Below are 21,483 nucleotides of genomic sequence, written 5' to 3' on the forward strand. Positions count from 1 at the left end.
CCGGTAGAATGCGCCCCTTCACAGACAGGTACGTGTGATTTTATGAAAACCACCTTCCTGGATTTTGAGCAGCCCATTGCCGAACTTGAGGCAAAGATCGAAGAACTGCGCTTCGTGCAGGACGATTCGGCTGTTGATATTTCCGAAGAGATTTCGCGGCTGGCCGGCAAGAGCCAGCAGCTGACCAAAGACATCTACGCCAACCTGACCCCGTGGCAGGTTGCGCAAATTGCCCGCCACCCCCAGCGTCCCTATACGCTGGACTACGTGCGCGAGATCTTTACCGATTTCCACGAGCTGCACGGCGACCGCACCTTTGCCGACGATCTTTCGATCATCGGCGGCCTGGCGCGCTTCAACGGCCAGGCGTGCATGGTCATCGGCCACCAGAAGGGCCGTGACACGAAAGAGCGCGCCATGCGCAATTTCGGCATGCCCAAGCCCGAGGGCTACCGCAAGGCGAAGCGCCTGATGGAGCTGGCGGACAAGTTCGGCCTGCCGATCTTCACCTTCGTCGACACCCCGGGCGCATTCCCCGGCATCGATGCCGAAGAGCGAGGCCAGTCAGAGGCTATCGGCCACAACCTGTACGTGATGGCCGGCCTGAAGGTGCCCCTGATCGCCACCATCATCGGTGAAGGCGGTTCGGGCGGCGCGCTGGCGATTGCCGTGGGCGACGTGGTGCAGATGCTGCAGTTCGCCACCTACGCGGTGATTTCGCCCGAAGGCTGCGCCTCGATCCTGTGGAAGACGGCCGAGAAGGCGCCGGAAGCCGCCGAGGCGCTGGGCCTGACCGCGCACCGCCTGAAGGCGCTGGGCCTGATCGACAAGATCGTGAGCGAGCCGCTGGGCGGCGCGCACCGTGACTACAAGGGCATGGCGGCGATGCTCAAGCGCTCGCTGGCCGAGTCGTTGCGCCAGTTCCAGGGCATGAGCGTGAAGGAGTTGCAGGCCCGCCGCTACGAGCGCCTGCTCGCCTATGGCAAGTTCAAGGAAACCGGCACCCAGGACTGAACCGTCCGCCCGGCTGACCGACAAGGTCGCACAGGCCCTACAGGCCGGTGCGGCCTTTGTTGTTTCTGGCGGCGGCACGGGCGCGGCGACGATCGCCGTGGCCCTGTCGGGCGGTCGCGATTCGGTCGCGCTGCTGCATGCCGCCCGCGCGGCCGCGGCGGAGTGGGGCGTTGGCGCGCGCGTGGTGGCGCTGCATGTCCACCACGGCCTGCAGGCGGATGCCGACGACTGGGACCGCTTCTGCGCCGCGCTGTGCGCGCAGTGGCAGGTCGGCTATTTCGTGCGGCGGGTATCGGTGCAGCCCGAAGCGGGAGAGGGCGTGGAAGCGGCTGCGCGCCGCGCGCGCTATGCCGCGCTGGCGGCGATGTGCGCCGACAGCGGCGCGCGCCTGCTGCTGTTTGCCCACCACCAGGACGACCAGGTCGAGACCGTGCTGCTGCGGCTGTTCCGCGGCGCTGGAGTGGCCGGCATGGCTGGCATGCCAGCGCTGCGCCCGCTGGACGAGCGCAGCGGCGTGATGCTGCTGCGCCCCTGGCTGGATGTGGCCCGCGCCGAGATCGAGGCCTATTGCGCGGCCAACGCACTGCAGTGGGTCGACGACCCGTCCAATGCCGATGAACGCTATGCGCGCAATGCCTTGCGCGCGCACCTGCCGGCGCTGGTGGCGGCCTTTCCGGCGTTGTCGGCCAATGTGGTGCAGGCGGCCGCGCATTTCGCCCAGGCAGGCGCACTGATCGACGAACTGGCAGCCGCCTCGCTGGCGGCGCTGGCGCGCCCCGGCCGCGATGCCGACACGCTTTCCGAACTCGACCTGGCAGGGCTGCGCGCCTTGCCCGTGGCACATGCCGATGCCGTGCTGCGCTTCTGGCTGCGCGACCTCGGCGTGCGCGCGCCGTCCACCGCTCGGCTGGCGGCTATGCGCGAGCAACTGGTCACCCACGCTGGCGGCGAGCCCGCGATCGCGCATGAGGGGCTGGTCCTGCGCCGTTTCCGCGACCGCGTGCTGGCCTGCACGCCGCCACCGATCGCTGCGCCGGCACCCGTGACGCTGGACTGGCGCGGCGAGGCCCGCATCGTCGTGTCAGCCTGGCGCGGCGAACTCCATTTCTTCCGCGATGACACCTTCGGCGTGCCCGAAGCGGTGCTGCGCCAGCCCTTGCGCCTGGCCGCCCGCAGCGGCGGCGAGCGTATCGTGCTGCGTCCGGGCGGCCCGGCCCGGGCCCTGAAGCAGGCCTGCCAGGAAGCCGGCATCCCGGCCTGGCGCCGCGCCTGGCTGCCGTTGCTGTGGTCTGGCGATACGCTGGTGCTGGCCGCCGGCCTGGGCATGCACCGCCGCTGGCCGGACGCCCCGGCAGCGCCGCGCTGGTGCGTCGAATGGCATCCGCGGCCGCCGGCAGTGGCGATGCCGACGCACTGAAGCTCCCGGATCGCCGCCGGCATCACTTCCGATCTGCAGCCCGAACCCCGCTCCCGCCTTGCCTCACGGGGCTTGTTCGTGTATTTTCAAGGGCTTTGCATAATCGCTGGCGTCGACAAGAAGATGGCTCTCATCGTTCACAAATACGGCGGCACTTCGATGGGTTCCACGGAACGCATCAAGAATGTCGCCAAGCGCGTGGCCAAGTGGCACCGCGCCGGTCACCGCGTAGTCGTGGTGCCTTCGGCCATGTCGGGCGAGACCAATCGCCTGCTGGGACTCGCCAAGGAAATTTCGCCGCAGCCCAATCCGCGTGAACTGGACATGCTCGCCTCGACTGGCGAGCAGGCCAGCGTGGCACTGCTGGCCATCGCGCTGCACGGCGAAGACATCGACGCGGTCAGCTACACCGGCTGGCAAGTGCCGGTGAAGACCGACTCGGCCTATACCAAGGCCCGTATCGAATCGATCGACGACGAGCGCATCCTGGCCGACCTCGACGCCGGCCGCGTGGTCGTGATCACCGGCTTCCAGGGCATCGACGACGACGGCAACATCACCACGCTGGGCCGTGGCGGCTCGGACACATCGGCCGTGGCCATCGCCGCCGCCATCGAGGCCGACGAGTGCCTGATCTACACCGACGTCGATGGCGTGTACACCACCGACCCGCGCGTGGTCGAAGACGCCCGCCGCCTGGACCAGATCACCTTCGAAGAAATGCTGGAAATGGCCAGCCTCGGCTCCAAGGTGCTGCAGATCCGCTCCGTGGAGTTCGCCGGCAAGTACCGCGTGAAGACCCGCGTGCTGTCGTCGCTGACCGACCCGCTTATGCCGCTCGAGCAGGAAATGCACTCGGGCACGCTGATCACTTTTGAGGAAGACTCCACCATGGAAGCAGCCGTCATCTCCGGCATCGCCTTTGCCCGTGACGAAGCCAAGATCACCGTTCTGGGCGTGCCGGACAAGCCGGGCATCGCCTACCAGATCCTGGGCCCGGTCGCCGACGCCAACATCGACGTCGACATGATCATCCAGAACCAGTCCGTCGACGGCAAGACCGACTTCACCTTCACCGTGCCGCGCGGCGAGTACCAGCGCGCGCTGGCCATCCTGAACGACGGCGTGAAGTCGCACATCGGCGCCGGCAGCGTGTCGGGCGACCCGAAGGTGTCGAAGGTATCGGTGGTGGGCGTGGGCATGCGCTCGCACGTGGGCATCGCCAGCAAGATGTTCCGCACCCTGTCGGAAGAGGGCATCAACATCCAGATGATCTCCACCTCGGAAATCAAGATCTCGGTGCTGATCGACGAGAAGTACATGGAACTGGCCGTGCGCGCGCTGCACAAGGCCTTCGAACTGGAACAGGCGTGATCCGTTCGTGAACACTTCTGGCGGGACCGCGGTTTTTGTGTTGAGTGATCGATTTTTCGTTGACCAACACGTGCGGCGCCGCTAGAATACGCGCTTCGTTGTGTGGCTCCCTCACGCAACGCAAGTTTGGGAGACGTGGCCGAGAGGTCGAAGGCACTCCCCTGCTAAGGGAGCATCCGGGCCAAAACCTGGATCGAGGGTTCGAATCCCTCCGTCTCCGCCAGAAATGGCGGCGAACCCCGGAAGATCGCGGTCTTCCGGGGTTTTGTTTTTTGCGGGTCCGGATTCCTGCTGTGCGAGCAGACACCCGCCACTTCTCTGCTGCTGCTCGTGCCGTTGCGTAGAGCGGCGCCAACGATTCCACCCTCGAAGTCCATATCGCAATCTGGCGACGAAAGAGCGCCAGTTTCTGCAGATGCTCCCGTTAAAGCCGTTGATCTGATTTCGAAGCCCACGGCCAGCGCGTGCCTGGATAACTCGCGAACGGAGTCACTATTTGCGCTTGCGGCTAGCAAGCCAGGCCACTGTCCCCCTAAACTGCCACCCCACTTAAGTTGGGTGTTTACGCGGCGATAATCAGGGCCCGTTTTTCCCCGCTTGTTATAGATTGTTAATACATATAAGAGGCTGGATTCCGAATAGAACCCCAGCCAATAAGTGCACTATTAGCATCAGTCGTTGGTGACGGCCGCTCAGCCGCATGGCTGCCATCGACATCCGGGGGGGAACAATCTTGCGCCAGACGCTTGCGCGCGCGCTGCGCCCGCTTGGACGCCTTGGGTCGCGCACCATCACCGCGGGCACCTTGCTGCTTGGCGTGATGACGACGGCTGTCGTCTATGCGTTCTGCACCGACCTGCTGGAAAAGGACGTCCGCCTGCGATTTGAGAACGATACTGGCGATGTGATCCAGCAGATCGATACACGGATCCGCCTCTATACCGATGTACTCGTGACCATGCAGGCGCTGTTCGGCGCCAGCGACCATGTCTCGCGCGGCGAGTTTCGCGATTTCGTCAGCGGCTTGAACCTGCCGCAGCGCTATCCCGGTTTCCAGACGCTGAACTACGCGCCGTACGTGCCGGCGGCCGAGATCGACGCCTTTGTCGCCCGGCAGCGCAGCGATCCGATCCTGCGCGAGGCGGGCGTGACGTTTAACGTGCGGCCCCCCGGCCGGCGGCCGGGCCATTTCGTGCTGACCTATGTCGAGCCGCTCGACATCAACCTGGCGTCGATCGGCATCGACATGGGCGCCGAGCCACGGCGCCTGGCTGCGCTTGAACGCGCGCGCGATACCGGGGAGTCAGTCAGCAGCGGGCGCCTGATCTTCAGCGAGGCAAAGAACCCGCATGTGGGCATCGCCCTGCGCCTGCCGGTGTACCGCAAGGTGCCCGACCTGGATTCCGTGGAAGCGCGCCGACGCGCCTATGTCGGCTCGGTTGGCGCGGGGATCCGGGTGGGTGACCTGCTGAAGGACCTGGTCAGCAATGAGAACCTGCGCCGGATCCGGTTCCGCGTGCATGACGCCGGAGACTTCGCGGAGGCGGCGGTCCCGTCCTCCGCCGCCAACCTGCTCTATGACAGCCTGACCGGCCTGGCGGTCGGGGAGCGCAGCCGGGGCGCTGGCGGCAGCGCAGTCCACGCCAGTGCCGCGCGTGGCGCGACGGCACTGGCGGACGGCCAGGCGGCCCCGGCCCAGCATGATCTGGTCAAGAGCGTGGTGCGGAATTTCGGCGGACGGCGCTGGGTAATCGCGTTTGCTGCCGATGCCAAGGCCATCAGTGGTCCCCAGCGCTACCTGCCGGCGCTGGTGGTGATTTCCGGCCTGATCATCAGCGTGCTGCTGGGGTGGCTGGCCTATGCGCTGTCGAGTTCGCGGGCGCGCGCCGTGGCCGTGGCCGACCAGATGACGCACAGCCTGCGCGACAGCCAGGCCGCGCTGGCCGAGGCGCAGCAGATTGCCCGCCTGGGCGACTGGCGCATCGACCTGGACAAGGACATCGCGCATTTTTCCCGGGAAATGGCGCGCCTGCTGGGCTTGCGCGGCGACAAACCGACTCCGGAAGCGCTGTTCCAGGCGATCGACGCCGGCCATTGCGCCGTGCTGCAGGAAAGGATGCGGGTAGCCCTGCAGGATCGCCAGCCGTTCGAGTTCGAGTGCCCCTACCGTTCGCGGCGCGGGCGGCGGGGCTGGCTGCACCTGATCGGCCACGCGCATGGGGCGGCGGACAGCGCCGTGCTGCGGGGCACCGCGCAGGACATCAGCCAGCGCAAGTCCGCCGAGCAGGCCAGGATGCAGGAACACCAGATTGCCCTGCACCTGGCCACCGCCACCAGCGAAACCGAGGTGCTGGAGGAGATTGTCCACACGCTGCTCGAAGGCATGGACTGGGAGGCGGGTGCCTTCTGGCCGGGCGATGACAGCCAGGGGCTGAAGCTGCCACCGGTCTACCTGGCCCGCGTCAAGGTGCTGCAGCCCTGGTTCGCCGAGCGCCCCGCAGGGCCGGCCGGCGCTGCGGTCTTGCAGGCGCCGCAATGGTATGCAAGCCGGAGCGCGATGGCCCGGCATTCGCAAGCCAGGTGGCTCGACGCGGGCGGCATCCGGACGGTGTTCGCCTTCCCGCTGAGCAGGGGGCACGTGACGCTCGGCGTGGTCGAACTCTATTCCCGCAGCAAGCGCAGCCCCGATACGCATGCGCTCGCGATGGCGGGCGGCATTGCCAATCAGACCGGGCACTTCCTGCTGCGGCGCCAGGCCGAGGAGAACCTGCGCTTCCTCGCCAATCACGATGCCCTCACCGGCCTGCCCAACCGCCTCATGTTCAAGGCCGAGTTCGAGCAGGCGCTGACCCGTGCCCGCGCGAGCGACCAGGCGCTGCATGTCATTTTCGTGGACCTGGACGAGTTCAAAGTCGTGAACGACACGATCGGCCACAACGCCGGCGACATCGTGCTGCGCGAGATGGCCGACCGGTTGCGCGGGAGTCTGGAGGAGGTGGAGCTGATCACCCGCTTCGGCGGCGATGAATTCGTCGTGCTGCTGGACCCCAAGGGCGATTCGACGCTCCTGGAGCGGACCATCGCCAGGATCCAGGCTGCGCTCGCGCCAGGCTTCGTCGTCAACGAGTCGGAGCTGCGCATGACGGCAAGCATCGGCATCAGCTCCTTCCCCGAGGACGGCAGCGACTGGCAGACCCTGCTCAAGCATGCCGACCTGGCCATGTACGGTGCCAAGCAGCTCGGCAAGAACGGCTACCAGTTCTACTGCCGGGGCATGAGCGCGTCCCTGCAGCGGCGCATCGACATGGAGACGCACCTGCACCGCGCGCTCGAGCAGAACGAATTCATCCTCTACTACCAGCCGCGCATTGCGCTCGCGTCGGGAGCGTGCACGGCGGTCGAGGCACTGATCCGCTGGCGCCACCCGGAACTGGGCCTGGTCATGCCCGGAGATTTCATTCCCTTCGCGGAGCAGAGCGGCGCCATTGTCGAGATCGGCGCCTGGGCGCTGCGCGAAGCGTGCCGGCAGAATGCCGCATGGCGCGCGCAGGGGCTGCCGCCGGTGCGTGTTTCAGTCAATCTTTCGGCACGGCAGTTTGCCGACAAGTCGCTCAGGCTGACCATTATCGATGCCCTGCGGCAAGCGGCCTTGCCTGGCAACCTGCTGGAGCTGGAACTCACCGAAAGCATGATCATGCGCGATGCCGAACAGGCTTCCAGCTGGCTCTCGCGCCTGAAGCGCACCGGCGTTCGATTGGCGATCGACGACTTCGGCACCGGCTATTCCTCACTTGCCTACCTGAGCCGCTTCCCGATCGATACGGTCAAGATCGACCGTAGCTTCGTCCGCTACGTACCGGAAAGCCGCAGCGACACGCAGATTACCAGCGCGGTGATCGGGCTCGGCCACCGGCTCGGCCTGGAAGTGGTCGCCGAAGGCGTGGAGAACGAGGTGCAACTCGAATTCCTGCGCCGCGAAGGCTGCGACGAGGTGCAGGGCTACTACTTCAGCCATCCGCTGCCGCCGGCGAAGATCACTGCCTTCCTCGCCAGCCGCATGGAGAACGGCCCCGCTATCGAGCACGGGCCGCAACCGCTGCGCGCCTGACTGCCGGCAATCCGGCGCGCGCTTATGCAAGTCCAATAAAAGGCAGTCAAATAAAAATGGGAGCATGAATCATGCAGGTCCGTACTATTGAAATCATGTGGCAGGCCATCGACGCCCTGGACTTTTCCAGGATGAAGGCCAAGCTGCTGCACCAGAAGTATGCGCACTGGTCGCCAGAATCGCTGGAGCAGGCGGAGAGCGGCTACCGGCAATTCCTCAAGCTGGCGGCGAAGCATCCGGACACGCCCGCCGTCCCCAGCGAGCAGGTGGATGCCTTCTGGCATGCCCACATCCTGGACACCAGGCGCTATGCCAGCGATTGCGAGCGCATCTTCGGCTATGTCCTTCACCACGACCCTTACGTTGGCATCGATGGCCCGGAGGATGAGGCCCGCCTCCTGCAAATGGCCGCGGCGAGCGATGCGCTGAGCATGCGCGAATTCGGCAGCCCGCTGACGTCTGCCGCATATTGTGCCCGGGCAGCAGCTGACGAGGCCGCGTACTGTGCGCGCATGGCGAAGGCGGAAGAACCCGCGTACTGCGCGCGCATGGCGAAGGCGGAGGAGCCCGCGTACTGTGCACGGATGGCCAAGGCGGAAGAACCGGCGTACTGCGCACGCATGGCGAAGGCGGAGGAGCCGGCGTACTGCGCCCGCATGGCCAGGGCGGACGATCCCGCGTACTGCGCCCGCATGGCCAAGGCCGGCGCCCCCGCATACTGCGCACTGGCTTCGCCCCAGCCCGCGGCCTGCTGAAGGCCTGGCATTCGTGGCCGGGCGGGTGTCGTCGACCTGGCCACGTTGCCCACGCTGGCACTATCGGTTGCCGCGCGGCATAGGTGCTGCATCGCGCATTGGCCGCGGCATCGATGAAATGAAAAATTTCATTTCTGAAATCCGATAGGCTGGCCTCGGAAGAAAATCCTCCACTAAATCAAAGGGATGGGGCCTGAATCGGCCGTGGCCCGCTTCTTGCGGCAGCAGGCCGGGATGGGCGCGTATTTCATCGCGCCTGCAAACCTGCCGTCGCCCTGGCCATCGCGCTGCGTCGCGGGCAGGCGAACCTGGTCTTGAAGAGGAAGGCACCACGATGTACTACGGAAGAAACGGAGCCCGCGGGCACAGCCGCGAGCTTGCCGGAGATGGCGATCAGCCGCTTGCCGGCCAGAATCGAAGCGAGCATGGCGATCGGGACCAGCCGTCGCCAAAGCGAGCCAACTGGGCATGGGCCGCTGCATCGGCGCACTATGACTGGATGGACTCGCACGCCCCATTTGCCCATTACGACTAGCGGCCCGGGCAAGCCTTGCGCCCGTGCTGCATCCCTGATCACCTGACCCTGCCGTGGCGGTTGCGCACGGCTGGTTCGTTTCCCTGCGCCCCATGGACTACGCTCCTATCCGTTCCCTGCTGATTGCCAACCGTTCCGAGATCGCGATCCGCGTGATGCGCGCCGCCGCCGAGATGAATGTGCGCACGGTGGCGATCTATTCGAAGGAAGACCGCCTCGCGCTCCATCGCTTCAAGTCCGATGAGAGCTACCTGGTCGGCGAAGGCAAGAAGCCGCTGGCGGCTTACCTCGACATCGACGATATCCTGCGCATTGCCAGGCAGGCAAAGGTCGACGCCATTCATCCGGGCTATGGCTTCCTCTCGGAAAACCCGGACTTCGCGCAGGCCGTGATCGACGCGGGAATCCGCTGGATCGGCCCGTCGCCCGAGGTCATGCGCAAGCTTGGCAACAAGGTGGCGGCGCGCAACGCGGCGATCGAGGCGGGCGTGCCGGTAATGCCGGCAACTGATCCGCTGCCGCATGACCTGGATACGTGCAAGCGCCTGGCCGCCGGCGTCGGCTATCCGCTGATGCTCAAGGCAAGCTGGGGCGGCGGCGGACGCGGCATGCGGGTCCTGGAAAGCGAGCAGGACCTTGAGGGGGCGCTCGCCGCGGCGCGGCGCGAGGCGCTGGCTGCGTTCGGCAATGACGAGGTCTATGTCGAAAAGCTGGTGCGCAACGCGCGCCATGTCGAAGTGCAGGTGCTCGGCGACACGCACGGCAACCTCGTGCATCTCTATGAGCGCGACTGTACCGTGCAGCGGCGCAACCAGAAGGTGGTGGAGCGGGCGCCCGCGCCGTATCTCGACGATGCCGGCCGGGCCGCGCTGTGCGAATCGGCCCTGCGGCTGATGCGCGCGGTCGGCTACACCCATGCCGGTACGGTCGAATTCCTGATGGATGCCGATTCCGGCCAGTTCTACTTCATCGAGGTCAATCCGCGCATCCAGGTCGAACACACGGTCACGGAGATGGTCACTGGGATCGATATCGTCAAGGCGCAGATCCGCGTGACGGAGGGCGGCCATATCGGCATGACCGAGAACACGCGCAATGAAAACGGCGAGATCGTCGTGCGCGCCGCGGGCGTGCCGGTGCAGGAAGCGATTTCGCTCAACGGTCACGCGCTGCAATGCCGGATCACCACCGAGGACCCGGAGAACGGCTTCCTGCCGGACTATGGCCGCCTCACCGCCTACCGCAGCGCGGCCGGCTTCGGCGTGCGCCTGGACGCCGGCACTGCCTACGGCGGCGCGGTGATCACGCCGTACTACGATTCGCTGCTGGTCAAGGTCACCACCTGGGCGCCGACCGCGCCCGAATCGATCCGGCGCATGGACCGTGCGCTGCGCGAGTTCCGCATTCGCGGCGTCGCGTCCAACCTGCAGTTCCTCGAGAACGTCATCAACCATCCCGCGTTCCGGTCCGGCGATGTCACCACGCGCTTTATCGACCTGACGCCGGAACTGCTGGCCTTCACCAAGCGCCTGGACCGCGCCACCAAGCTGCTGCGTTACCTGGGCGAGGTCAGCGTCAACGGGCACCCGGAGATGAGCGGCCGCACGCTGCCATCGCTGCCGCTGCCCACACCGGTCCTGCCCGCCTTCGACACCAGCGGTGCGCTGCCCTACGGTACGCGCGACCGGCTGCGCGAGCTGGGCGCGGAGAAGTTCTCGCGCTGGATGCTGGAGCAGAAGCAGGTGCTGCTGACTGACACCACCATGCGCGACGCGCACCAGTCGCTGTTCGCCACGCGCATGCGCACCGCCGACATGCTGCCGATCGCGCCGTTCTATGCGCGCGAACTGTCGCAGCTGTTTTCGCTGGAGTGCTGGGGTGGCGCCACCTTCGACGTGGCGCTGCGCTTCCTCAAGGAAGACCCGTGGCAGCGCCTTGAGCAACTGCGCGAGCGCGTGCCCAACGTGCTGTTCCAGATGCTGCTGCGCGGCTCCAACGCGGTCGGCTACACCAATTATGCCGACAACGTGGTGCGCTTCTTCGTGCGCCAGGCGGCCAGCGCCGGCGTGGATGTGTTCCGCGTGTTCGATTCACTGAACTGGGTGCGCAACATGCGGGTCGCGATCGACGCCGTCGGCGAGAGCGGCGCGCTGTGCGAAGGCGCGATCTGCTATACCGGCGACCTGTTCGACAAGTCGCGCGCCAAATACGACCTGAAGTACTACGTCGGCATCGCGCGCGAGCTGAAGCAGGCCGGCGTGCATGTGCTGGGCATCAAGGACATGGCAGGCATCTGCCGTCCGCAGGCCGCGGCGGCACTGGTCAGGGCGCTCAAGGAAGAGACCGGGCTGCCGGTGCATTTCCATACCCACGACACCAGCGGCATCTCGGCCGCTTCGGCGCTGGCCGCGATCGAGGCCGGCTGCGATGCGGTCGACGGCGCGCTCGACGCCATGAGCGGGCTGACCTCGCAACCCAACCTGTCGAGCATCGCCGCGGCCCTGGCCGGCAGCGAGCGCGATCCCGGCCTCAGCCTGGAGCGCCTGCACGAAGCGTCGATGTACTGGGAAGGGGTGCGCCGCTTCTACGCGCCGTTCGAATCCGAAATCCGCGCCGGCACCGCCGACGTGTACCGCCACGAGATGCCCGGCGGCCAGTACACCAACCTGCGCGAGCAGGCGCGCTCGCTCGGCATCGAGCATCGCTGGACCGAGGTGTCGCGTGCCTATGCCGAGGTCAACCAGATGTTCGGCGACATCGTCAAGGTGACGCCGACATCCAAGGTGGTCGGCGACCTGGCATTGATGATGGTGGCCAACGACCTGAGCGCCGCCGACGTGTGCGATCCGGCCAAGGAAACCGCCTTCCCTGAATCGGTGGTGTCGCTGTTCAAGGGCGAACTGGGCTTTCCGCCCGACGGCTTCCCCGCGGCACTGTCGCGCAAGGTGCTGCGCGGCGAGCCGCCCGTGCCGTACCGGCCCGGCGACCAAATCCCGCCGGTTGACCTCGACGCGGCGCGCGTCGCGGGTGAAGCAGCGTGCGAACAGCCGCTCGACGACCGCCAGCTGGCTTCGTACCTGATGTACCCGAAGCAGGCCGGCGAGTACCACGCGCATGTGCGCAACTACAGCGACACCTCGGTGGTACCCACGCCGGCATACCTGTACGGCTTGCAGCCGCAGGAAGAAGTGGCCATCGACATCGCCGCCGGCAAGACCCTGCTGGTCTCGCTGCAAGGCACGCACCCCGATGCCGAAGAGGGTGTCATCAAGGTCCAGTTCGAGCTGAACGGGCAGTCGCGCACCACGCTGGTCGAGCAGCGCAGCACCACGCAAGCGGCGGCGAAGCGCCACAGCCGTCCGGTTGCCGAGCCCGACAACCCGCTGCACGTCGCTGCGCCCATGCCTGGCTCGATCGTGACGGTGGCGGTGCAGCCAGGGCAGCGCGTGGCCGCGGGCACGACGCTGTTGGCGCTGGAGGCGATGAAGATGGAGACCCATATCGCGGCGGAGCGGGACTGCGAAATCGCCGCAGTCCATGTTCAGCAGGGCGATCGCGTGGCGGCGAAGGATCTGCTGATTGAACTGAAGAATTGACGCTGGCTGGCAGGCGCAGGCTCCGATTCGCATCCCGCGGCGAACCGTCCGCCACTTCCACCACGCCGTGCAGACAGATTCCCGGCTACGTGCAGTTGTCCCGGTACGCCTGCTGCAGTTGCTTGCGCGTCTTGTCGCGTTCGATCTTGGGGATGGTGCGGCCTTGCGCGTTCTGGGTGGCAGGGCCGGATGATTGATAGGAGCGCTTCTTGGAGGTGGCGTTGTATTGCTCCTTCAGGGCTTCGCACTTGGCGCGCGCGGCATCGTCAGGATCGGGCGAGGCGGCTGACGGGGGGCGATAGGGACTGGCCCCGCCTTGCACCGCTTCCGATATGGCGCCGGCGGCACCGTCTGCCGGTGCGGGCTGCGCCAGGGCAGGCGAGGCCCACGCCAGGGCCAGCAGGCCGGTTGCCAGGCATCTCGTCGATATCGGCATCTTGTCTCTCCCCGGTGCAAAGGCATTCCGCTGGGCGCGGGAACCCTGTCGGACTACAGGCTGGCTTGCCAGACCATCATACGTCCCATTACCGGGATTGTCAGAAGCGAATGACCCGGGCGGTTCTTCCCCGTAGTCAGATCGGGAGCGCGGTGCGGCAAGCAGGCAGCATTGCATTGCAGCATCCGAGGGGTTTCGCGGCACCCCGACCAGGGCGTTCCAGGGCCGGCTGATCCACTTCTTTCTTTGATCCGGCGGGGCGGCACCCTCTATAGTCGATGTATGCCAAGGAGATGCCCCCCATGGAGCCTCAGAACCTGACTCCCGCCGCGCAGCGCGACGCCGACAAGGCACCCGGGTGGTTGCGCTGGCTCCCCGGGGTCCAGATGCTGAAGTCATACCAGCCGGGCTGGCTGCCGAACGACCTCGCCGGCGGGCTGGTGCTGACCACCATGCTGGTGCCGGTCGGCATCGCCTACGCGGAGGCCTCCGGCGTGCCCGGTGTCTACGGGCTCTACGCCACCATGATCCCGATGCTGGTGTATGCCGTGTTCGGCCCGAGCCGGATCCTTGTGCTGGGGCCGGATTCGGCCCTGGCCGCGCCGATCCTGGCTGTGGTGCTGCAGGTCTCCGGCGGCGATCCGGCGCGCGCCATCATGGTGGCCAGCATGATGGCAATCGTCTCGGGCGTGGTCTGCATCGTGATGGGGCTGTTGCGGCTGGGGTTCATTACCGAGTTGCTGTCCAAGCCGATCCGCTATGGCTACATGAACGGGATCGCGCTCGCGGTGCTGGTCAGCCAGTTGCCCAAGCTGTTCGCCATCTCGATCGAGGACGCCGGCCCGCTGCGGGAGATAATCAGCCTCGGCCGGGCGATCCTGGCCGGCGAGACCAACTGGTACAGCTTTGCGGTCGGCGCGGGCAGCCTGGTGCTGATCCTGTTCCTGAAGCGCTTCGAGCGCATTCCCGGCATCCTGATCGCGGTGATCATTGCCACGCTGGCCGTCAGCGGGCTCCACCTGGACCAGTCCGGCGTGAAGGTGCTGGGCCAGATCCCGCAAGGCTTGCCGGCCTTTGTCGTGCCCTGGGTGAGCGATGCGGACCTGGTGAAGATCCTGCTGGGCGGGTGTGCCGTTGCGCTGATCTCGTTCGCGGATACCAGCGTGCTGTCGCGCACCTTTGCCGCGCGCACCAACACCCGCGTCGACCCGAACCAGGAGATGGTCGGGCTGGGCGCCGCCAACCTGGCCGCGGGCTTCTTCCAGGGCTTTCCGATCAGCAGCAGCTCGTCCCGTACGCCGGTGGCCGAAGCCGCGGGCGCGAAGACCCAGCTTACCGGCGTGTTGGGTGCGCTGGCCGTGGCGGCGCTGCTGATGTTCGCGCCCAACCTGCTGCAGTACCTGCCAAACAGCGCGCTGGCCGCGGTGGTGATCGCGGCGGCCATCGGCCTGTTCGAGGTGAATGACCTGAAGCGCATCTACCGGATCCAGCAGTGGGAGTTCTGGCTTTCCATGGTGTGCTTTGCCGCGGTGGCGGTGTTCGGGGCCATCCAGGGGATCATCCTGGCCGTGGTCATCGCCGTTATTGAGTTCCTGTGGGACGGCTGGCGGCCGCACTATGCCGTGCTCGGCCGCGTCGAAGGCCTGCGCGGCTACCACGACATGCAACGCTACCCGCATGCGCAGCGCATCGACGGCCTGGTGCTGTTCCGCTGGGATGCGCCGCTGTTCTTCGCCAATGCCGAACTGTTCCAGGAGCGGCTGATGGAAGCGATCGATGCATCGCCGACACCCGTGCGCAGGGTCGTAGTGGCGGCCGAACCGGTGACCAGTGTCGATGTCACCTCGGCCGACATGCTGCGCGAACTGAGCCGCACCCTGGACGCGCGCGGCATTGCGCTGCATTTCGCCGAGATGAAGGATCCGGTGCGTGACAAGCTCAAGCGCTTCGAGCTGATGGAAGCGATTGGCGACAAGAATTTCCATCCGACCGTTGGCAGTGCGGTGGATGACTACCTTGGACTTGACGACGGCCCGGCCGGCACGGGCAGCGGAAGTGCGCCTGCGGCGCAGGCCGGCCAGTGAAAAGACCTGCGCCGCATGCTTCGTTGCCGGCGCTGGGCTTACGAGAGCCGCCGGCCGAGCGTCTCCGGCACCATGGCCAACCCGAGCAGCGAGACCAGGCCGCAGCCGATCAGGTAGAAGGCCGGCGCATTGGGGCTGCCTGTCAGGTGGATCAGCACGGTCGAGAACAATTGGGCAAAGCCGCCGAATATCGCAATCGCCACATAGTAGGTCACGGACATGCCGGTGGCCCGCAGGCGCTGCGGCAATACCTCGCTCACCAGCACCAGCGTGGCGGGTGAAGTCATGGCCATGGGGATGGCCAGGCACCCGACCACCACCAGCAGGCAAGTCAATGACGGATAGGTGTTGAGCACGAAAAAGGCTGGATAGGCCATCAGCAGCAACACCACGCGCGACCACCACACCATGGTGCGGCGCCCGACGCGGTCGCACATCCAGCCGGCGATCGGACCGAACACCACCATCATGGCCGCGGCCACGAAGCCGGCCCAGACCGCCTCCCCGCGCGGGATATGCAGCTGGAAGGTGGCGTAGTTCGGCAGATAGTAGGCGATCAGGTGTACCGCCGCGGCGAGGCCGGTCATCAGGAGCACGCTGGCCACTAGCTCACGCCAGTGCTGGCGCATCAGCTGCCATCCGCCGGCAGCGGCCTTCTTGCGCGGCGGCGGCACCAGCGTTTCCTCCAGGCGCCGGCGGATCAGCTGGCCGATGGGGATTACCAGGATGCCGAGCAGGAATGCAGCGCGCCAGCCCCAATGCTCGAGGGCATCGGCGCTGAGCGTATGGCTGAGCGAGAGCGCCACCAGCGCTGCGAACACGGCGGCAATACCCTGGCTGGCCGTCTGCCAGCTGGTGTAGAAGCCGCGCGAGCGTTCGTCCGCGTACTCCAGCAGCATGGCGCTGGCCGAGCCCATCTCACCGCCGATCGCAAAGCCCTGCAGCAGGCGTGCGAGGATCATCAGGACCGGGGCCAGGTAGCCGATCTGTGCATAGGTCGGCGTCACCACGAGGATCAGGGCGCTGAACGCCATCAGCCACATCGACAGCAGCACAGCGGGCTTGCGGCCATGGCGGTCGGCGTATGCGCCGATCACCAGTCCGCCCAGGGGCCGCATCAGGTAGCCCGCGCCAAAGGTGCCGAACGACAGTAGCAACTGGCCGAGCGGATTGCCGACAGGAAAATAGAGGGGAATGATCAGGGTGGCGAAGAAGTTGTACACCCCCGAGTCGTATAACTCCAGGGCACCGCCGATGGTGATGGCGGTGACCGCAGAAGCCTTGGACATGGGCTTGGGGTTGTCCTCGGCCGGCGCGGGCGTGGATATTGGCGACACCATGGTGGTGGTGGGATCGAGGGGCAAAGCTGTCTCCTGGCGCGGCCGTTGCCGGTACGGGTGCGGGCAAGAAGCCGCCGCGCGCTGTTGTTAGTCTGATGAAGTGAGTCGGTGGAGGCGGGCCGGCGGCCTGGCGTCGCCGGGCCGTGCTGCCTTATTCCAGCCGGAACCCGGTCTGCTTGATGGCGAGCGCCCATTTCTTCTGCTCGGCCGCCATGAAGCTGGCAAACTGGTCTGGGGAACTCTGGCTGGCGGGCTCATAACCCCTGCTGACGAGTTGCTGGCGCACGCCAGGCGCATTCAGGGCCTTCTCGATCTCCTTGCCGAGCAGCGCGACGATTTCCTTCGGCGTGCCGGCGGGTGCCACCAGGCCATACCATTCGCTGGCCTCGATACCGGGGAAGCCCGCCTCCGCCATGGTCGGCACATCCGGGAACAACGGCAGCCGCTGCTTGCTGGCCACGGCGATGCCCTTGAGTTGGCCGCCCTTGACGAACGGCATCACCGCCGGCACGCCGTGGAACATCATCTGGATGTGGCCTCCGACCATGTCGGTCAGCGCCTGCGGTCCGCCCTTGTAGGGCGCGTGCACGACATTGATATGGGCGGTCTCCTTGAACACCTCGGTGATCACGTTCTGCTGGGTGCCCGGGCCGACCGATGCATAGCTGAGCTTGCCGGGCTCCGCCTTGGCGCGTGCCACCAGGTCCTTGACAGAGCCGCCCACGGACGGGTGGATTACCAGCATGTACGGCGAGCTTGCCATCAGCCCCAGCGGCGCGAAGTCCTTGCCCATGTCGAAGGGCAGGTTCTTGTGCAGGCCGGCGTTGATCGCCATCGGTGCGCTGGCGACCAGCAGCGTGTAGCCATCCGGTGCCGCCTTGGCGCCCATGCCGGCGCCGATATTGCCGGTTGCCCCGGGCCGGTTGTCGACCACGACTTGCTGGCCCAGGCTGGCTGTCATCTTCTCGGCCACCGTGCGGGTGACGGCATCGACGCCGCCGCCCGCCGGCCAGGGTACGATGATGCGGATCGGGCGGTTGGGGTATCCGCCTTGTGCCAGCGCGCCGGTGGCGCAGGCGGCCAGTGCGATCGCGCCCAGGGTACGGCCAAAGCGGTTCAGTACGGATTTCATCTGTTGTCTCCTCGCTGTCTCTGGCGGGCCCCGTGCGGGTGGCGGGGCCTACGCTGTTTCAGTCTTTGGTTTATGCCGCTTCAGTAGCCTTGGTCTGTCCCGGCTTTGCGCTTCCTTGCTGCCATTGCGCCATCAGCCGCTCCCAGCGCGTGCGGGTGGCCGCCAGGTTGCGCGCCTTGACGTGGCCGTAGCCGCGGATTTCCTGCGGCAGCCGGGCAATCTCCAGCGCCAGGTCAAGGTTTTGCGCGGAAAGTGCCGGCAGCAAGGCTTCCACGCTGCGCCGGAATTCACCGATCAAAGCCCGCTCTTCCTTGCGCTCCAGGGTGTAGCCGAAGGGGTCGAATGCCGTGCCGCGCAGTCCCTTGAACCGGGCCAGTACGCCGAACGCGCTGCGCATCCACGGGCCATAGGCGCCTTTCACCAGTTCGCCGGCCTGGTTCTTCCGCGCAAACAGGGGAGGGGCCAGGTGATGGACCAGCCGGACCTTGCCTTCGAACATCGACGCAATCTGCTGGCGGAATGCGGCGCCGGTATGCAGGCGAGCCACCTCATATTCGTCTTTATAGGCCATCAGCTTGAACAGCGAGCGGGCCACGGCTTCGGTCAGGCGGGTGCCGCCGACGACCGATTCCGCCGCCTTCACGCGGCCCACTAACGACTCGTATTGCGCCGCATAGGCCCGGTTCTGGTAGCCGGCCAGGAAGTCGGCATGCTTCGTCATCAGTTCCCCGACCGGCACCTTGCGCACGAACTGGATCACCTGCGAGCCGGCCGGCAGCGCGGGTATCTTCGACATATCGTGGGCGCACAGCCGGCCCCATTCGAAGGCCGCCTTGTTGCTGTCGACCTGCACGCCGTTGAGCTCGATGGCGCGCATCAGCGCGGCGTGCGACAGCGGCACCTTGCCTTTCTGCCAGGCATAGCCGAGCAGCAGCAGGTTGGCGAAGATCGACTGGCCGAGCAGCTGCTTCGCCACCTGTTCGGCGTCGAAGCTGGCGAGCTGGCCTTCGCCGACGGACTGCGCGATCCGCGCCACGGCCTCGCCGGTCTGCGGATCCCAGTCGGGATTGCGGACAAAGGCCGCGGTCGGGGTGAGATGGCTGTTCAGCACCACATAGGTCCGCGCCGGCGACATCGCGGCCAGCGAGGTCTTGCCGGCTGCGACCACGGTATCGCAGGCGATCACCAGGTCGGCCATGGCCATGTCGACGCGGCTCGCATGCAGGGCGTCCGGGCTGGCGGCGATCTGGATGTGGCTCCAGGTGGCCCCACCCATCTGCGCCATGCCGGTCGCATCCTGGGTGATCACGCCCTTGCCCTCCAGGTGGGCGGCCATGCCCAGCACGCCGCCGATGGTGACGATGCCGGTGCCGCCGATCCCCGCCACCACGATGCGCTGCGGCTTGCCGGCATCCGGCAGCGTGGGCATCGGGATGGCCGGAGGCGTGGCGCGGCCGCTCGCGGTGGCGGCGGGCTTCTTCAGTTGGCCGCCTTCGACCGTGACAAAGCTCGGGCAGAAGCCCTTGGTGCAGGAGAAGTCCTTGTTGCAGGTATCCTGGTTGACCTTGCGCTTGCGGCCGAAGTCGGTTTCCACCGGCTGCACGGCCAGGCAATTGCTTTGCACGGAGCAGTCGCCGCAGCCTTCGCACACCAGCTCGTTGATGACCACGCGCTTCGCCGGATCGACCATGGTGCCGCGCTTGCGCTCGCGGCGCTTCTTGGTGGCGCAGGCCTGGTCGTAGATGATCACGGTCACGCCGGACACCTCGCGCAGCTCGCGCTGCACGGTATCGAGCTCGTCGCGGTGGCGCACGGTGACGCCGGCGGCGAGGTTGTCGACACCCTTGTACTTGCCCGGTTCGTCCGTGACCACGACGATCTGCCGCGCGCCTTCGGCGCCCAGTTCGCGCGTCATCGCCGGCACGTCGAGCTGGCCGTCCACCGGCTGGCCGCCGGTCATGGCCACGGCGCTGTTGAACAGGATCTTGTAGGTCAGGTTCACGCCGGCGTGGATCGACTGGCGTACCGCCAGCAGGCCGGAGTGGTTGTAGGTGCCGTCGCCCAGGTTGGCGAACATGTGGGTGCGCTTGCTGAAGGGCGCCTGGCCCATCCAGTGCACGCCTTCGCCGCCCATCTGCGACCACGAGGTGGTCGAGCGGTCCATCCACACCACCATGCCGTGGCAGCCGATGCCGGCGGTCGCGACCGAGCCCTCCGGCACCTGGGTGCTGGTGTTGTGCGGGCAGCCCGGGCAGAACCACGGCAGGCGATCGGTGGCGCGCGTATCGCCCTGGCCGGTGGCGCGTTCCTTCGCTTCGATTTCCTGCAGGCGCACGTCCATGCGCGCGGCCACGTCGGCCGGCACGCCCAGCGCCTTGAGCCGCTGCGCGATGGCCTTGGCCACCAGCGCGGGCGAGAGATCGGCCTTGGCGCGCAGCAGCCAGTCCTCGGCGGGCTTGCGGTGGCTCCATTCGCCGCCGGCGCCGTCGGTGTGGTGGTACTTGCCGAAGACGGCCGGGCGGGCGGCGGGCGGGTAGTGGTACAGCTCGTCCTTGAGCTGCTGCTCGATGACGGGACGCTTTTCCTCGACCACCAGGATTTCGCGCAGCCCGCGCGCAAAGTCGCGCACGCTGTCGGGCTCCAGCGGCCAAACCACGCTGACCTTGTGCAGCCGGATGCCGAGCGCGCGGCAGGTGGCGTCATCCAGCCCGAGGTCGAGCAGGGCCTGGCGCGTGTCGCTGTAGGCCTTGCCGCTGGCGATGATGCCGAGGCGGTCGCCGGATCCCTCGATCACGTTGCGGTTCAGGCGGTTGGCACGCACATAGGCGAGCGCGGCCGGCCACTTGAACTCCATCATGCGCGCCTCGGCCGCGAGCGGATCGTCGGGCCAGCGGATATGCAGTCCGCCCTCGGGCAGGGCGAAGTCTTCCGGCAACACGATGCGCACGCGATCCGAGTCGGTGGTCACCGAGGCGCCCGATTCCACCACCTCCTGCACGGTCTTCATGCCGGCCCACAGCCCGCTGAAGCGGCTCATGGCGAGGGCATGCACGCCGAGATCGAGGATGTCCTGCACATTGGACGGGAAGAACACCGGCAGCCCGCACGCCATGAAGGTGTGGTCGCTCTGGTGGGCCAGCGTGCTGCTCTTGGAGACATGGTCATCGCCGGCGAGCGCGATCACGCCACCCAGCGGCGAGGTGCCGGCGAGGTTGGCATGCTTGAGCGCATCGCCGCTGCGGTCGACGCCGGGACCCTTGCCATACCAGATGCCGAACACGCCGTCGTAGCGCTTGCTGGCGGCATCGAACTCCAGTTGCTGCGAGCCCCAGACCGCCGTGACGCCGAGTTCCTCGTTGACGCCGGGTTTGAAGACCACGTGGTTATCGGCAAGATGCTTCTTTGCCTGCCACAGCGCCTGGTCATAGGTCCCCAGGGGTGAACCGCGGTAGCCGGAAATAAAGGCGGCGGTGTTGTGGCCGGCCGCGGCATCGCGCTTGCGCTGCAACAGCGGCAGGCGTACCAGCGCCTGCACGCCGCTCATGTAGGCACGGCCGGAGTCCAGCGCGTACTTGTCGTCGATCGACACGGCTTGCATCGCCTGCCGGGCCGCGTCGGGGAGGATTGGAGCATTCATAAGGGCGGTTTTCAGGCAAACAGGGTTGAACGGGGCCTGCCGGCGTGCCTTGGCA

Annotated in this window: 12 protein-coding genes and 1 tRNA gene; 8 read left to right on the forward strand and 5 right to left on the reverse strand. The window is 66.7% G+C overall.

The window, feature by feature from the left end; all coding sequences use genetic code 11:
• Positions 1-42 precede the first annotated feature (42 nt).
• From KB879_RS06415 to KB879_RS06440, 6 genes are all read left to right on the forward strand, one after another.
• A complete protein-coding gene (locus KB879_RS06415) occupies positions 43-1,014 on the forward strand; it encodes an acetyl-CoA carboxylase carboxyltransferase subunit alpha (RefSeq protein WP_010808961.1) in 972 nt (323 codons plus the stop codon).
• Positions 980-2,431, forward strand: a complete 1,452-nt coding sequence (gene tilS, locus KB879_RS06420; RefSeq protein ID WP_228772438.1) for a tRNA lysidine(34) synthetase TilS — start codon at positions 980-982, stop codon at positions 2,429-2,431. The genes KB879_RS06415 and tilS overlap by 35 nt, the downstream gene beginning before the upstream one ends.
• A 123-nt stretch (positions 2,432-2,554) precedes the next feature.
• Positions 2,555-3,805 (forward strand): aspartate kinase, encoded by a 1,251-nt coding sequence (locus tag KB879_RS06425; RefSeq protein WP_010808959.1) that lies wholly within the window; start codon positions 2,555-2,557, stop codon positions 3,803-3,805.
• Positions 3,806-3,934: 129 nt separating this feature from the next.
• Positions 3,935-4,028: transfer RNA gene (locus tag KB879_RS06430), tRNA-Ser, on the forward strand.
• Positions 4,029-4,505: 477 nt separating this feature from the next.
• A complete protein-coding gene (locus KB879_RS06435) occupies positions 4,506-7,913 on the forward strand; it encodes an EAL domain-containing protein (protein WP_153954363.1) in 3,408 nt (1,135 codons plus the stop codon).
• 71 nt (positions 7,914-7,984) lie between these two features.
• Positions 7,985-8,668: a hypothetical protein gene (locus tag KB879_RS06440; RefSeq protein WP_153954362.1), complete on the forward strand. Its 684-nt coding sequence runs from the start codon at positions 7,985-7,987 to the stop codon at positions 8,666-8,668.
• 247 nt (positions 8,669-8,915) lie between these two features.
• On the opposite strand, the gene KB879_RS06445 is transcribed toward KB879_RS06440, so the two are convergent.
• Complete coding sequence (locus KB879_RS06445; RefSeq protein WP_013956238.1) at positions 8,916-9,095, reverse strand: hypothetical protein; 180 nt, start codon at positions 9,093-9,095, stop codon at positions 8,916-8,918.
• Between the two features lie 200 nt (positions 9,096-9,295).
• Here KB879_RS06445 and KB879_RS06450 point away from each other — a divergent pair, with 200 nt between their 5' ends.
• A complete protein-coding gene (locus KB879_RS06450) occupies positions 9,296-12,799 on the forward strand; it encodes a pyruvate carboxylase (protein ID WP_153954361.1) in 3,504 nt (1,167 codons plus the stop codon).
• Between the two features lie 85 nt (positions 12,800-12,884).
• Here the strand turns inward: KB879_RS06450 and KB879_RS06455 are convergent, their stop codons facing one another.
• Complete coding sequence (locus tag KB879_RS06455; protein ID WP_013956240.1) at positions 12,885-13,235, reverse strand: hypothetical protein; 351 nt, start codon at positions 13,233-13,235, stop codon at positions 12,885-12,887.
• A 302-nt stretch (positions 13,236-13,537) separates the two neighbouring features.
• Here KB879_RS06455 and KB879_RS06460 point away from each other — a divergent pair, with 302 nt between their 5' ends.
• Positions 13,538-15,319, forward strand: coding sequence for a SulP family inorganic anion transporter (locus tag KB879_RS06460; protein WP_013956241.1), 1,782 nt, complete (start codon positions 13,538-13,540; stop codon positions 15,317-15,319).
• Between the two features lie 38 nt (positions 15,320-15,357).
• On the opposite strand, the gene KB879_RS06465 is transcribed toward KB879_RS06460, so the two are convergent.
• The 3 genes from KB879_RS06465 to KB879_RS06475 form a co-directional block, all read right to left on the reverse strand.
• Positions 15,358-16,683 carry an MFS transporter gene (locus KB879_RS06465; RefSeq protein WP_153954360.1) on the reverse strand — a complete coding sequence of 442 codons (1,326 nt, stop codon included), beginning with the start codon at positions 16,681-16,683 and terminating at the stop codon, positions 15,358-15,360.
• A 127-nt stretch (positions 16,684-16,810) separates the two neighbouring features.
• Complete coding sequence (locus KB879_RS06470; protein ID WP_013956243.1) at positions 16,811-17,791, reverse strand: tripartite tricarboxylate transporter substrate binding protein; 981 nt, start codon at positions 17,789-17,791, stop codon at positions 16,811-16,813.
• 70 nt (positions 17,792-17,861) lie between these two features.
• On the reverse strand, positions 17,862-21,428 hold the full coding sequence (locus KB879_RS06475; RefSeq protein ID WP_153954359.1) for an indolepyruvate ferredoxin oxidoreductase family protein: 3,567 nt from the start codon (positions 21,426-21,428) through the stop codon (positions 17,862-17,864).
• Between the last annotated feature and the right edge of the window lie 55 nt (positions 21,429-21,483).

It is taken from the genome of Cupriavidus sp. KK10 (assembly GCF_018223725.1).
GTDB lineage: Bacteria > Pseudomonadota > Gammaproteobacteria > Burkholderiales > Burkholderiaceae > Cupriavidus > Cupriavidus necator.

Excerpts from the sequence above, each read along its gene's own strand:
- KB879_RS06460 (WP_013956241.1), top strand. The coding sequence starts at position 13,538 with ATGGAGCCTCAGAACCTGACTCCCGCCGCGCAGCGCGACGCCGACAAG.
- KB879_RS06415 (WP_010808961.1), top strand. The coding sequence starts at position 43 with ATGAAAACCACCTTCCTGGATTTTGAGCAGCCCATTGCCGAACTTGAG.
- KB879_RS06450 (WP_153954361.1), top strand. The coding sequence starts at position 9,296 with ATGGACTACGCTCCTATCCGTTCCCTGCTGATTGCCAACCGTTCCGAG.
- KB879_RS06440 (WP_153954362.1), top strand. The coding sequence starts at position 7,985 with ATGCAGGTCCGTACTATTGAAATCATGTGGCAGGCCATCGACGCCCTG.
- KB879_RS06475 (WP_153954359.1), bottom strand. The coding sequence starts at position 21,428 with ATGAATGCTCCAATCCTCCCCGACGCGGCCCGGCAGGCGATGCAAGCC.
- KB879_RS06435 (WP_153954363.1), top strand. The coding sequence starts at position 4,506 with ATGGCTGCCATCGACATCCGGGGGGGAACAATCTTGCGCCAGACGCTT.
- tilS (WP_228772438.1), top strand. The coding sequence starts at position 980 with ATGGCAAGTTCAAGGAAACCGGCACCCAGGACTGAACCGTCCGCCCGG.
- KB879_RS06445 (WP_013956238.1), bottom strand. The coding sequence starts at position 9,095 with ATGCTCGCTTCGATTCTGGCCGGCAAGCGGCTGATCGCCATCTCCGGC.
- KB879_RS06425 (WP_010808959.1), top strand. The coding sequence starts at position 2,555 with ATGGCTCTCATCGTTCACAAATACGGCGGCACTTCGATGGGTTCCACG.
- KB879_RS06455 (WP_013956240.1), bottom strand. The coding sequence starts at position 13,235 with ATGCCGATATCGACGAGATGCCTGGCAACCGGCCTGCTGGCCCTGGCG.
- KB879_RS06470 (WP_013956243.1), bottom strand. The coding sequence starts at position 17,791 with ATGAAATCCGTACTGAACCGCTTTGGCCGTACCCTGGGCGCGATCGCA.